This window comes from Hymenobacter norwichensis DSM 15439 (genome assembly GCF_000420705.1).
Taxonomy (GTDB): domain Bacteria; phylum Bacteroidota; class Bacteroidia; order Cytophagales; family Hymenobacteraceae; genus Hymenobacter; species Hymenobacter norwichensis.
Map to the genome: position 1 here is coordinate 47,178 of NZ_ATVL01000007.1, position 14,243 is coordinate 61,420.

The 14,243-nt window shown below is 60.9% G+C and carries 8 protein-coding genes; all 8 read right to left on the minus strand.

What is annotated here, in order from left to right:
• Positions 1-42 precede the first annotated feature (42 nt).
• Positions 43-1,149 carry an NADH:flavin oxidoreductase gene (locus tag G536_RS0106420; protein ID WP_022822763.1) on the minus strand — a complete coding sequence of 369 codons (1,107 nt, stop codon included), beginning with the start codon at positions 1,147-1,149 and terminating at the stop codon, positions 43-45.
• 125 nt (positions 1,150-1,274) lie between these two features.
• Positions 1,275-3,713 carry a DUF5703 domain-containing protein gene (locus G536_RS26575; RefSeq protein ID WP_022822764.1) on the minus strand — a complete coding sequence of 813 codons (2,439 nt, stop codon included), beginning with the start codon at positions 3,711-3,713 and terminating at the stop codon, positions 1,275-1,277.
• Positions 3,710-5,140 (minus strand): sialate O-acetylesterase, encoded by a 1,431-nt coding sequence (locus G536_RS0106430; protein ID WP_022822765.1) that lies wholly within the window; start codon positions 5,138-5,140, stop codon positions 3,710-3,712. The genes G536_RS26575 and G536_RS0106430 overlap by 4 nt, the downstream gene beginning before the upstream one ends.
• Before the next feature lie 185 nt (positions 5,141-5,325).
• Complete coding sequence (locus G536_RS0106435; RefSeq protein WP_022822766.1) at positions 5,326-7,371, minus strand: aceric acid hydrolase; 2,046 nt, start codon at positions 7,369-7,371, stop codon at positions 5,326-5,328.
• A gap of 132 nt (positions 7,372-7,503) precedes the next feature.
• Entirely contained in the window at positions 7,504-10,974 is a 3,471-nt protein-coding gene (locus G536_RS26580; protein ID WP_022822767.1) for a glycosyl hydrolase, read from the minus strand.
• Between the two features lie 47 nt (positions 10,975-11,021).
• On the minus strand, positions 11,022-12,320 hold the full coding sequence (fucP, locus tag G536_RS0106445; RefSeq protein WP_022822768.1) for an L-fucose:H+ symporter permease: 1,299 nt from the start codon (positions 12,318-12,320) through the stop codon (positions 11,022-11,024).
• A gap of 131 nt (positions 12,321-12,451) precedes the next feature.
• Entirely contained in the window at positions 12,452-12,895 is a 444-nt protein-coding gene (locus G536_RS0106450; protein WP_022822769.1) for a MaoC/PaaZ C-terminal domain-containing protein, read from the minus strand.
• Between the two features lie 167 nt (positions 12,896-13,062).
• Positions 13,063-14,163, minus strand: a complete 1,101-nt coding sequence (locus G536_RS0106455; protein WP_022822770.1) for a Gfo/Idh/MocA family protein — start codon at positions 14,161-14,163, stop codon at positions 13,063-13,065.
• Positions 14,164-14,243 lie beyond the last annotated feature (80 nt).

Genomic DNA, 14,243 nt, shown 5'->3' on the forward strand with positions numbered 1-14,243 from the left:
TTGTCACTGGAAAAGCAGACAGGAAAATACTGCCGGAAGCGGTTATACCAACGTGCTCAGGGCCTCGCGGCTGTAGCCCTTCATTTCGTCGGAGCGGCCCTGCTGGATTTTCTCCACCCAGTTCGGGTCCACAATCAACTGGCGGCCCACGGCTACGAGGTCAAACTCGTTGCGGTCGAGGCGGCGCAGCAGTTCATCAAGGGAGCGTGGCTCGGAGGCTTCACCCGCGAAGCCAGCCAGGAATTCGCCCGACAATCCCACCGAGCCCACGGTAATGGTGGTTTTGCCGGTAAGCTTTTTCACCCAGCCCGCGAAGTTCAAATCCGAGCCTTCGTTCTCGAATTCGGGCTCCCAGAAACGGCGCTGCGAGCAGTGGAAAATATCCACGCCGGCATCGGCCAGGGGCCGGAGCCACGCCTCCATTTCCTGCGGCGAGTGGGCCAGTTTTGCGTCGTAATCCTGCTGTTTCCACTGCGAGAGGCGTAGGCTGATGACGAAGTCTTCGCCCACTTGGCGGCGCACTTCCTGTACCAGTTCCACGGCAATGCGGCTGCGGGCGGTTAGCTCGTCGCCGCCGTAGCTGTCGGTGCGCTGGTTGAGGCCGGCCCAGAAAAACTGGTCGATCAGGTAGCCGTGGGCGCCGTGCAGTTCCAGGCAGTCGAAGCCCAGGCGCTTGGTATCGGCAGCCGCCTGCCCGAAAGCAGCAATGGTGTCGGTGATGTCGTTTTCAGTCATGGCCTTGCCGGTAGCTTGGCCCGGCTTGAGCAGGCCCGACGGCCCCTCGAAAGCTTCCGACGGTTTCCAGCCGGAACCATGCTCGCTCATCACGCCCATATGCCAGAGCTGCGGGCCCATTTTGCCGCCGCCGGCGTGTACTTCCTTGATAACGTGCTGCCAGCCGGCCAGGGCCTGCTCGCCGTAGAAATGCGGAATGTTGGGGTCGTTGGACGAGGCCGGGCGCTCTACCACCGTGCCTTCCGACAGAATCAGGCCCACTTGGCCCTCGGCGCGGCGGCGGTAATAGGCGGCTACGTCGGGGCCGGGCACGCCGTTGGGAGAGAAGGAGCGCGTCATGGGAGCCATGACGATGCGGTTTTTCAATTGCAAGGACTTCAGCGCGAATGGCGCGAACAAGGCGTTGGTTGACATATACTCGGTTTGTTGAAACAAGAACCGCTACAACCAATAAGCCTACCCATTTGATTTGCCAAACCCAGAGTATTGCCTGCAAAGCCGCGACTTGCTGCCAGCACTCAGAGCGTACTCGTTCCGTATCAATCCATCATAATATCCTTGCGCCTCGACTCCGGCGTGACGCTGATAATCCGGGCTTTGCCGTCTTTTACTTCAGCTTCGATGGTGGTTTGGTAGGGGGCGTGGAGCTTGAAATGCACGTCCCAGTCGCGGGGCCAGGCGGGGAGCAGGAAGATGCGGCGGCCGTCGGTTTGGAGCAGCATTTCTTGCAGGCCAATCATGCCGGAGCCGCCCCAGTTGTGGTCGGGCGTCCAGTCGTAGCCGGGGCCCCAGAAGGCAGGGAAGCGGCGGCCCGAGTCTTGCAGTTTCTTCACTGTTAGCTCGGCGGCTTCCTCCGTCAGGCCGAGGCGGGCGGCGAAGATGTTGTGCTGCTTCCAGCCCACGTGGCTGCGGAATTTCTGTACGTCAGGGTCGTAGCGGTAGGTGTTGACGGCCGTAGCCAGGTCGGGCTTCCCGATGCCGTAGATTCCCCACGGAAACACCGGGTAGAGCTGCGGGCTCTCCGTGTTGTTGACCCGTTCCCACAGTTTGGCCGGGGCCAGCAGCTGGTGGCCTTCCACTTCCCGTAGGCTGATTTCCGGAATCCGGCCCAGCATGGCGGTCCATTGCTGGCGCTGCTCGGGCGTGCCGTAGGTGGTGGGCAATGCCAGCAGGCGCGTTAGCACGGTGCGCAGGCCGGCAATGGTGGCGGTGGAGTTGTAGGCCATCTTGTAGGTCTCGGCCCCCGAGCCAGGGTACAGGACGAGGTGGCCTTCGCCGTCGAGGGCTTTGGCGCCGCGCTGGCGAGCGAGGTACTGGTAGTGCTGGTCGAAGAAGGTGAGGCAGCTCTCGATGAAGGGTAAATACGGCGTGGCATCCTGGCTGGCGTACTGCTCGGCGTCGAGCATCATCAGGCAGAATTCCAGCACGGTGTCCCACTCGTATTCCAGCCAAGCGTTGTGCTCCAGGCCTTTGTCGTAGTCGGCGGGGCGTTTCCAGTTGTATTCAGCGGGATTGGGGAGGCCGAAGTTTTCGAGCTGCTCGGTGAAGCAGGCGCCGCGGTGGTTCCAGTAGGTCTGGCTGCGTAGCTCGGCGTTGCGCAGGAGGCGGAGGTAGAAATCGAATTGGGGCTTGAGCAGGGCCGCGTCGCCGCTTTTGAGCAGGGGCCAGTACACGAGGCGCTGGTTTTGGGCGGTGTGGGTGCCGCCGCCCCAGTTGCGGAAGTCCGGCGTAAACTTCAGCGTGGAGTCGGTGAGGGCCGGGTCGTAGGTGAACAGGCCGCCATTGAACTTGGTGGGATACTGCCCGAAAGCGTTGCAGCCCAGCATGTAGCGCATCAACTGGTAGTTGCGGCCCGCCTGCCACTCGGGTGCGTTGGCCGCCGCTTTACCCGGCTGAATGTGAATGAAGCTGCGCTGCCAGTAGTCGCTCCACCACGCCACGGTGCGCGTGCGGTCCTCTTTCGGGTTCTGCCGGGCAGCTTTCAGGGGCTGTTGTAGCTCCTGCTGCCACTGCGCCACCGTCGGGGCGACGGTTGTGTGCAACGCCAGCGTGAACGAGTGGGAGCGGGCCGGTTGGCGGCTTTTCAGCGCCCAGCCGCGGTAGGGCGTGCGCAGGTATTGACCGTCGGTGGTACCAGCCGGCACCATGTTCGGTCCTTGCAGTGCCCCACCGAAAATCAGGTTCTGCAACGGGTTGAATAGCTGCGCTTTTACCGCTGTCAAGCCCTGCTGCTGCACGGTCACATCGAAGACGGTTTGCGGACGGTTCTGGTGGAAAAACTCGACGGTTTGGCCCCTGAAGCTGATGCTGTCGTGGCGGGTTTTTACTTCGCCCTGGGGTGCCCACTTGTAGGAATTCTGGTTGTTTTCCTTGCCTTTCAGCACCCGGTCCTGAAATCGCCAGCTTTCGTAGCTGGCCGTAGCCGTCAGCTTCTCGGGGCTGCTCACTTCCACGTGTACCACCGGCCGAAACACATCCACCCAGATGTGCACCTGCGTGGAACGGTTGCCAGCCGTGCCGGTTAGCGTCACGTCGCCAGTTTGCAGATTGAGTTGCTGCCTGAAGGTGCCGCCTTCAAACGGGTTCGGGCTCAGGCGCAAGCGCACCCGGCCCAGTTTCAACAGGCTGTTGTTCTCATCGAAAGTGCCGCTACGGGCAACGTAGAACAGCACGTCGCCGCCCTCGCTCCATACGTTCAGCCCAATATCACCGCCCCCGCACGGCATGGATTCGCCGCTGTTTTTGCTCGGGCTAGTCCAGGTAATGTTGTTGGTGGTGAGTTCGGGATTTTCTGCCGTAGGCTTTTGGGCGGTGGCGAGGAAGGGCAGGAGTGCCAGGATCGTGCAGACGAAGGGCCTCGCCCCTTGGCCCCCTCTCCACGGGAGAGGGGGCCAAGGGGCGAGGTTTTGAATCGTCAGGCTCCCCCTCTCCACGGGAGAGGGGGCCGGGGGGTGAGGCGCCCGATAGAACAAACTCATTGCGCCCAGTCGTCGGTGCGGAACGACGAAACCGGCAGGCCTTCGTTGCTGAACAGAGTGGCCCGCGTGAAGTCCTGGAAGGCGTAGCGCACCGCTATGGGTGCCTTAACTACCTCAGCCGACACGGTGATGCTGCTGCCGTTGATGGTGGCTTTGGCGGGGTAGAACTTTTGGTCGGCGCCGGCTACTTCGAAGCCGGTCAGCTCCTGCCCGAAGCTGGTCATGCCGTTCGGCGCGTTTTTAAAGCGCACCACCGCCGAGTTGTCCTTCACCGTCATCGATTCATAGTTCGGACTTAGGGCGCCGAAGCCTTTCCGCCCGTAGGTTTGCGACAAAGCCAGCAACGCCAGGCGGGTGCCGCCGGGCTCTTTGCGCATGGGGTGAATGGACGTTTCCTCGCCGATGTCCAGCATAACGGCCATGGCGGTGTTGGGCACCTGGTCTTGCAACTTGCGCTGCGTATCGCGGATGAAAGCCGAGTTGTACTTGCCGCCCTTGTTGGTGGAGGTGCGGGTGTAATCGAAGGGCGCAATCTGGGCGTAGTAGAACGGGAAGTCGCCCATACCCCACTTCGTGCGCCACTGCTTCACCATGGCGGTAAACAGCTTGGCATACTCATCGGGCCGGTCGTAGTTGGATTCGCCCTGGTACCAGATAGCGCCTTTAATACCGTAGCCCTCAATAGGATGCAGCATGCCATTGTACAGCGTGGTAGGGGTGCGGCTGACCAACTTAATGGTGTCGCCTTTCACCGGAATCTTCACCCCGGCAAACTGCCGCAGGTTCTCGGCGTCCATCCACGCTTCGATGTAGGAGCCGCTGTAGCTGCAATGAATCAGCCCCACCGGCACTTGCAGTTGCTCCTGAAGCAGCCGCCCGAAATAGTAGCCAGTGGCGCTGAAATTGGATACGGCTTCCGGTTCCGCCAGGCGCCACGGCGACGGTTTGCTGTTTTCCTGGGGCTCCGTCACTGAAGAGCGGGGTACGGTGTAAAGGCGGAGTTGGTCGTTTTTCGAGCGCAGAATAGCCTCGTTGGAACCCAATATGGGTTGGCCCTTGAATCCCTTCATGGGCATTTCCATGTTCGATTGACCGCCACACAGCCATACTTCTCCTACCAGCACGTTCTTTAGCTTCACGGGCGTACCGTCGTTGATGGTCAACTCATAAGGCCCGCCGGCCGTTGGGGTTTTTACCTTCAGCCGCCACTTGCCCGCCGCGTCCACCTTGGCGGTGTATTTCTGCTTGCCCCAGCTTGGTGCTACTGTTACGGTGCTGCCCGCCTTGGCCCAACCCCACACGGCGCATTCGGCTTGCTGCTGGAACACCATGTTATCGGTGAAAAGGGAAGGCAACTTGACCTCGGCCCGCAGCAGGAGTGGGGCGAAGATGAACAGAGAGAGAAGAGAAAGAGCCTTTATTTTCATGAAAACGCTAGTTAATATCTAAGGCTAGTACTAGTTCCCCTCCTCAGATGAGGAGGGGCTAGGGGTGGTTGAAAACCCATTGAACGATTTACTAGCACTGGTTTCTAGTTCTTCAACCACCCCCAGCCCCTCCTCATCTGAGGGGAACTAGTATTTTAGCTAGCTCTAATCTTTTAGAATGGTAGTTACCGGCTCACCGGCAGCCACACCTGCATGTCACCTAAGCCGCGGTTGCCCCAGGCGTAGTAGGGGATGAGCTTGAAGGGGACGGGCGTGGGCTGGGGCTTGCTGATGGGGTGGTAGAGCTGGCCTTTCCAGGCCGAATTGTCCACGAATTCGCCCTGGCCTTCCAGCCAGACGATATCGGAGCCGGCTACGGTGTTGTGGCGCGGGGTGAACGTGGTGCTGGCGGGTATCAGCAGGCCGCTCAGGGGTTTGCCGGCGGGCAGGTCGGCGGCTTCGAGGCAATACACCACAGGGCCGCGCTTCACAGCCACTTGGTTGCGGTTTTCCTCTACCAGCGGGTTGGTTTCAACGAGTTGCGCGGGCATCGGCAGGTTCAGTTCCACTTTGTCGCCGGCTTTCCAGCGGCGGTTCACCTCGGCGTATGTGCCCGGCTTCAGTGTCACCGATTCGGGCTTGCCGTTCACGAGCAGCGTAGCGCCTTCGCACCAGCCCGGCACCCGCAGAAACAACGAAAACGGCTTCTTCGGGGCTTCACTCAGTGTCAGTTTCACGGCGCCGTCCCAAGGGTAGTTGGTTTCCTCGGTGAGCTTGACGGGGGAGCCGTCTTTTAGCTTGGTGTTTAGGTTGTTGCCGCCGTATAGGTTCAGCCACAAGCCCTTATCCGAAACGCTGTAGAGGTAGTTGTTCACCTCCGAAATGGTGCGCACCACGTTGGGCGGGCAGCAGTTGGAGAGGCTGATATAGTCCACCCGCTCCTTCGACCACCGCTGCGAAAACGGCAGCGCCGCCGAATACGCCAGCGGGTTGGTGTACAGAAAGAGTTGCCCGTCCAGGCTGATGCCCGACAACACGCTGTTGTAGAGGGACGTTTCCAGCACGTCGGCGTACTTGGCGTCGGCGGTTACTTGCAGCATCCGCCAGTTCCAGAGCACGTTGCCGATGTTGGCGCAGGTTTCGCCGTGAGCCGTGTGGTTGGGTAGTTGGTAGTCGCGGCCGTAGGCCTGGTGGATTTTCTGCACCGTATCGGGCTTGTAGGCCGTGCCGTCCGGTGATACGCCGTCGTAGAGGGCTCCGCAGGCACCCGTCACGTACATCTTGTGCTGGGTCACGTCGTCCCACATCCGGTCGAGGGTGGTGAGCAGGGTTTTGTCGCCGGTTTCGGCGTACACGTCAGCGGCCCCGGCGAAGAGGTAATTGGCCCGCACAGCGTGGCCGCCGGCTTTCTGCATCTGCCGAAATGGAACCCGGTCTTGGTTGTCGTCGGTGCCGATGTCGGCCGCCAAACCCCGAATATTAATCAGGCTCTGGGCTAATTCCAGGTAGCGCGGGTCGCGGGTGGTGCGGTACATTTCCACCACGCCCATATAGTGCGAGGGGCAAATGGCGTTGCGTGCCAGCTCCGGTGAGGCCCTTTTGTAGAAGTTGTAGAGGTAATCTGTGGACTTCTTCGCCAGGTCCAGCATAGAAGTCTTGCCGGTAGCGCGGTAATGTACGCAGGCCGCCGTCATCAGGTGGCCCAGGTTGTAGGTCTCGAAGTTCAGCCGGTCCTTAAAAGCCGCCTTCTGCCCCGGATTATTCAGCTCGGCAATGGTGCTGTGCGTGCTGATGTAGCCATCGGCTCGCTGCACCTTGGCAATCAAGGCAATGGCTTCGTCGAGCTGCTTATCGAGCTTGGGGTCGTGAGTGACGGCGTAGGAAGCGGCCAAGGCTTCCAGCAACTTGAAAAAGTCGCCGTCGTGGAAGGGCGGACCTTTGTGCCCGCCTTTGGCCAGACCAGCCGCAATTTCGAAGTTCTTGTAGGCGTGGTTTCGGTCGCTGTGGTAAAGCTCCCACATGGTCGGAATCATGGACTTCTGACACACATCGAACCGCTCGGCCCAGAAGCCGGTGGTCCAGGTCGCGCCGCCCATGTCCACGCTGCTGAGCTTGGCGTGGGTGCTGGCGGAAGTGTTGGTCAGGGCCTTCTGCTGAGCCGCGGCCGGCTGGCCAACCGCGGCGCCAAACAGCAGCCCCGCAGCAAGAAACTTATAGGTGGGAAAGGTCATGGTAGTAAGTGAATATGAACGTCATGCAGAGCGCAGCGAAGCATCTCGCGTGCTGATGCTGGAGTGGTAATCAAGAGTCAGCACGCGAGATGCTTCGCTGCGCTCTGCATGACGTTCTGTTCTTAATTAAGGCTATTTTGAGCGTGTTGATTCAGTGGAAACACCGATGGTCACTGGGCCCAGCAAGCCAGCGGGCAGGAGGGGCTTAGTGGCGGCGGGGGAGGGAGCGGGCGTCCAAGTGGGGCGCTGATCGGGGGGGAGGGTTTGGTCGCCGGTAAGGCGGTTGGCCCAGGTATTAGTCATGAGGATGCGGAGCTGGTTGTCGCCTTTGCGCACGGCGTCGGTGATGTCGAGACGGTATGGGGCAGTCCAGGCGGTACCGACGGGCTTGCCGTTGAGTTGTACTTCGGCTAGGTTGGCCACCTGGCCCAGTTCCAGCCACACGCGCTGCTGGGGGCGTTTCTTCCCCTTCCAGCGGAAGGCGTGGGTGTATTCGGCGGTGCCGGAATAGTGGCGAATGGTCTCGTCGGAATGCTGACTCCAGTCGGTGAGCTGGTTGAACGTGACGGGTTGCGCCGGGCCGCGCTGCTTGCTGTCGAAGCTGACTTGCCACGGCCCCGCTATAGTTTGCACCGGCTTCACCGTCGTCCAGTTGGAACCGGCTGAAGCGGTGGTTTGCGTGGCTAATTCCCGGAACACCACGAACACCGACCCATTGCGGTCTAGATGCAGTGGTAGCCGCGTCCGGCCGTTTTCAGTAAGCCACTTGCGAGCCGGTTGTATTTCGCCAGTCACGGCATCCCACAGCTCCGGCTTGCGCCCCGCCAATCGCAACGATAAGTCGATGGTGCGGGCAGAGTCGAGCTGATTGGAAATGAAGTAGATATCGAAACCGGTGCCGGCGCGGTGGGTCCAGGCAATACCGCTGGCACGCTGGCCACCGGCGGTGTTGGCCACCACGTCGCGCGCCAAACCCAGCGCCTCAAACGACTCCGCCGTGTACGGCCCCTGCACCACCCGGCCTTGCCCAAACGACAGAGGCGCTACGGCAGCGGAAGCCGTAGGACCATTCGTGGCGGGCAATTGCGCCGTAAGCTGCTGGGTGGCCTGGTCGGCAGCCGGGTAGTTGCGCAGCTCTGGTGAGTGAGTTGGGCGGCGGTTGAGCAGCACGGTGGCCCCGGCCTCTACCAATTCCCGCAGGCGCTGGGCCACGGCCGGGGACATGGCTGTGCTGTCGGGGCTCATCTTTTGGGCCCCTGGCACCACCAGCAAGCCGTAGCTAGCCCCGCCCGGCAGTACAATACGGCCGTTTTCCACCTTCGCTAAGCGCAGCAGCGCATCCTTGTTGAACGAGTCGTAGGTGTAGCCATGCAGTGGGTCCACGAGCATGGCGGCGGTTTCCATGTTGGCCGAAGCCGATACTTTTTCCGGCTGTTCACGCATGGGCAGGCCCTTGTTGGCGAGGCGCTTTTGTTCAGCGGCCACAGCTTGCGGCCCGAAAATGCCCGGTAGGTCGGGAACTAGCTTGTTGGGCAGAATGGCGCGGCGCGGAGTTTCCTCGCCGGTGAAAACCGCCACATCGGTTACGGGGTGGCCGAGTTGCAGGAGGGCCTGGCAGCGGCGGGCGTAGTCCACCCAGGCGCGGCCGGGTTTCCACCAGGTTTGGTCGCGCTGGAAGAACAGGCCGATGCCGCTCAGCGTCATACCCGGCTTGCGGTTCAGCCACGGGTTGTGCACGAATACGTGGTACACCATCCGGTTGACGCCCAGGGCGTAGTTGCGGTCTTGTAGGGCTTTCAGCATGCCGGGGTGCTCGTCCCAGGCCAGTTTTAGCTCGGTAAACGCCTCGGCCTGCACGATGTTCTTGCCGTAGATGTGCGCGCCCGAAATGGCGTCGAGCATGTCGTTGGGTTTGTCGTGGGTGGGGCTGCGCAGCCAGAACTCGCCCATCGGCACGTCGGCGTGCTGGTAGTGCAGCAGGCCGTCGCTCACCATCGTGGGCGCAATGGCTTCGGCCGAAAACGTGCAGCCTTTGGCGTGCGCCTGCTCTTTCAGCGTCACGTAAAACTTGTCGTTTACCAACTCGGCAATGGTCTGGCGTACGTCAAACAGCACCCGCTCCGATACGTCGGCGCTTTCCAGCGGCACCCCGGCCAGCACCGGAAGGTAGGGCAGCACATCATAGCCGCGGCGCTGCTGGAATTCGGTGGCAAAGTTGGTCGACCAGTTCTGCGAGCCGCACTCCCAGCTGTCCACATGGAACATTTTCAGCACCCGACCAGCCAGTTCCGGCCCGCCCTGGCGGATGGCTTCGCCAAACCAGCTGTCGAATTGCAGCTTCACGGCCTCGGGGTTGAACTTGTCGCACTCCAGGCCGCGGGCCCCGCCGCCGGTGGTGTTGATTTGGCCCGTCGAGCCGTGTCCTACGCGCAGTACCGTCCAGTTGCCGGGTGGTGCGGTCCAGATCAGGCGGCCGTTGGCATCCATCTTGCCGGTCAGGTTAACGACTTTGTTAAGCGGCACGCACAGCGAATCGGGGAGTTGCTGGGCGGTGGTGCGCGGACTCACGCGCCATACTTCGCCGTTTTTGCCTTCATACTGATTGATGCGCGCCTCACCCGACAATCGAATTTCCGTCACCTTCAACGACTGTTTCCACTTGGCCGCGTCGAGGTCCTCGGCACCTGGTTCCGAGCCGGCCGGGTCGTACACAAACCGGAAAAACCGCGCCGTAGTGGCCTGAATGGCGTGCGTTACGGCGCTGCTGTCCTGCCAGCCGCTGCGGGGCGGCGTCAGTTGCACAACTGGCCGGAAGGTGCGGCCGTCGGTGCTGGCTTCCACCCGCAGGCGGTTGACCTGGTAGTTATAGCCCGTTGACCGGATGCGGATGGAGCGGCAGGTAAATGGCTGCGCGTAGGCATACTGGATCCAGCCCGGCTCACTAGTTTTGAAGCCCTCCTTGTTGCCTAGTACAGCCAATAATTCCGGCTTAGTGCCTGCTATGCTGCTCGTAACCTGTGGTTTAGCGGCGGTAGTCGTAGCGCCCACAGGGGTAGGGTAGGCGTACACTGCAATGTCGCGGTAGTAGTTCTGCACGGTGGTGGCCTTCGACAGCACCTGGTTGATGCGCCGCCCGCCCTGCACTTGGGTCTGCGTGTACACCACCTTCTGCATCGACAGCTCTGGCGTAATCCAGGGGCCGCCCGCCAGTGCAAACCCGTCGCTGACGTGCATGGCCAGTTTCAGGTTGAGGCGGTCGGCTTCGGTCATGGCGTGCTTCACCATCTGCCACCAGCGCGGCGAGAGTTGCACAGCCGGGGGCGTAATGGCCGGCGGATTTTCCACGCCCTTAATCGGCATGAGGTAGGCGCCGCCGATGCCAGCCTCGCGCATGGCTTCCAAGTCGGCGGTGATGCCCTCGGGCGTTACGGCGGCGTTCATCCAGTACCAGAAAACCCACGGCTTGGCGGCCTCAGGCGGGTTCTGGAAGACTGCTTGCAAGTCAACTGCTGGTGCTTGCTGGGCACACACCGGAGCCGGCAGCCCACCGCAAAACGGCAGCGCGAGCAGTAGGAGGGCCTTGGGAAGCAAGCGGGTTTTCATGGGAGCGTTTAATTTGTTAGGTCGTCGTGTTGGTTTGTGCGGATGAGCTATGCTAGCTTCCCTTTTATCCGGTAGCCGTACAGCCCGAAGAGCAGCACCACTAGGTAGCAGACCAGCGGGATGAGGTAGCCAATCTGGATATTGTCGCCGCGCAGGTCGATGAGGGAGCCCATCAGATAGGGCATAATGGCGCCGCCCACAATCGACATGACCAGCCACGACGAGCCAGGTTTGGTGTCGTCGCCGAGGCCGGCAATGCCCAGGGCGAAGATGGTGGGGAACATGATACTCATGAAGAAGCCCAGCCCGCCAAGCGCGTAAATGACGTAGGCCCCGTCGCCGAACACAGCCACCGCACACAGCGCCATAGCAACGATGGCGTAAATCGAGAGTAGCTTTTGCGAGGCGATGTACTTCAGCAAAGCGGTGCCAATGAAGCGCCCCACCATGAACAACAGCCCGTACACGGCCAAATAATTGCCGGCCGTTATTTCATCGACACCCGCCCCTTGCTTGGCCATCCGAATGAAGAAGCTGGTCACGCATACCTGCGCCCCCACGTAGAAAAACTGCGCCACCACGGCCCACGTGAGGTGCCGATGCTTGAGCACCGCGAAGAAGCCACCGCCTTCGGAGGGCTCGGCTTCGGCGGCCTTCACTTCGGGCAGCTTGCTGAAAAAGAACAGCACTGCCACGGCTACCAGCACGCCGCCCAGCACGATATATGGCAGCTTCACGGCGGCCGCTTCGTGATTGAGGTAGGTTGTGCGTACCGTGTCGGTCATGGCCGCCAGCTGCTCCTTGCTGTACTCTTTGCCCGATAGAATCATCCGAGTGCCGATGAGCGGCGCCACGAAAACGGCCAAGCCGTTGAAGGCCGCCGCCAGGTTCAGCCGGCTGGTTGAGGATTCGGGTGGGCCGAGTACGGCGGCGTAGGGGTTGGCGGCCGTTTCCAGCGTGGTCAGGCCGCAGCCGATGATGAACAGCGCGGTTAGGAACAGGCCGTAGGAACGGGCATCGGCGGCGGGCACGAACAGGAAAGCCCCACCCGCAAAGGCCAGCAAGCCCAGGATGATGGTCGTCTTGTAGCCCAGCCGCTTCAGCAGGATTCCGGCCGGAATAGCCATCAGAAAGTAGGCCAGAAACACGGCCGTATCAACCAAGGTAGACTGCCGGTTGTTGAGCTGGCAGGCCTTTTGGAGGTGCGGAATCAGGATGGAATCCAGGCTGTGCGCCATGCCCCACAGAAAGAATACGCCCACCACCAGGATGAACGGGAACAGGTAATTCCGGTTCTGGTCGGTGGTAGCGACGGCAATGGGGGCAGCAGTGGTGGGGAGGGCCATGGGCGGGATTTAGAGAAGTAAGAACTTAGATGGGAGAGCTTGGAAGAGAGAAATTACAACGGAACACTTAGCTACCAGAGCCTAGAAGCAGGAAAGGACGTTTCTAAGCTCTAATATCTGACATCTAAGTTCTAAGCGCGCAGTTTCACCACCAGCAGATGGTCACAGGCCAGCACCACTTCGCCGTGCTCGTTGATGACTTCCACGTGCTCGGTCACGGTGCCGTAGCCGGGCTTTTTGCCTTCCTCTTTGTTGGAAATCGTGACTTCGGAGTGGATGGTGTTGCCAATGAACACTGGCTTCACGAACCGCAGCCGGTCGTAGCCCTTGGAAAACGCCTCGGGGTTGATTTCGGAAGCTGTGAGGCCGATGCCGATGCTGAAAATCATGGTGCCGTGCGCGATGCGCTGGCCAAACGGCTGTGTTTTGCACCACTCGGCATCGAGGTGGTGGGGGAAAAAGTCGCCGGTGTGCCCGGCATGCACCACGAAGTCCGTCTCGGTGATGGTGCGGCCAAGGGTCACGCGCTTCTCGCCAAGGGTGTAGTCTTCGAAGAAGGTGGATTTGAAGTACATGTCTTGTTTGTTGATTGCTGGTAGTTGCTTGTTAATCAGGCAGGTCCGTCATGTCGATGGTAGGCCGTCATGCAGAGCGCCGCGAAGTATCTCGCGTGCTGAGGTTGTGGTGCACTCCGGCGTCAGCACGCGAGATGCTTCGCGGCGCTCTGCATGACGGGCTTTGGTTAGTGGGGCTGCTCTTTTATGACTTCGGCTTGCACGCCGCCCGTGTCGCTGGAGGTGTAGGCGGCTTCCACTACGGCCATGGTTTTTATTATGTCTTCCACGCTGGTGGGCAGGGTGTCGATTTCGCCGTTTTTGTACTGCATCAGAGTGCCCATCGTGCCCATGAAAGCGTCGGGGAACCAGGAGCCTTCTAGGTCTACGGTGTGCCAGGTGGGCTTCCCGTCTTCGCGCAGCAGGCAGTACTCGAACTTGTCTGGGACGCCATGGGGGTAGTCCATCAGCAACCCCATGCGGGCTTTAATGGCGCCTTTCGTGCCTTCCCACTTGATGAAGCTCTCCTGATTTGCGGGGCCGAAGGAGTGGTCGTGGTTGGTGTTGATGACGGCGTGCATCGTGTCGCCGTAGTCGAATAAGATAGTGGAGCGCGACGACGACAGCGCCTTGGCCGGGTGCTTCAGGGTTTTGGCCATCACGCTGTTTGGGTCGCCGAGGAAGCTGCGAATCAGGTCGATGTAGTGGATGCTGTGGTACTGGATTTCCAGGCGCGGGTGTACCATCACGTGCGGAAACAGCTCCCACGGCGTTTCCAGCGTCACGCGCACTTCCATATCGTACAGCTCCCCAATGAGGCCCTGCCGAATCATCTCGCGGGCGGCACTCACGTAGGGCGCAAACCGCAGCTGGCAGTTGATGGCGGCCGTGAGGTTTTTGCGGCGGCACACCTCCAATATCTCCTGGCTCTGCCAGAAATAGTCGCCCATCGGCTTCTGAATCAGCACCCCGCAGCCGTCGGGCAACTGGTTGAGCGTTTCCACGAAGTGCTCGGGCATGATGGTGATGTCGTAGACGGCGTTGGCGGGCGCGTGGGCCACGGCCTCCGCCACCGAGTCGTAGACGTGCGGAATGTTCCAGGCGGCAGCCAGCTTCTCAGCGCGGGCGCGGGTGCGGTTGGTGATGCCCACCACCTCGAACCCCGCCTTGCGGTAGGCCGGCAAATGCGCATCGCCCACAATGCCGCCCGCGCCAATCACCACGATGGGCAGCGGCTGCTTGGGCCGGACGGGCAGGTAGGGAATGGGCGTGTCCTGTATCTTAAACATGGTAGATCTGATAATTTAATTTGAGAACTAAGCAGCTCGTCATGCAGAGGCGCAGCCGAAGCATCTCGCTCGAATCGTTG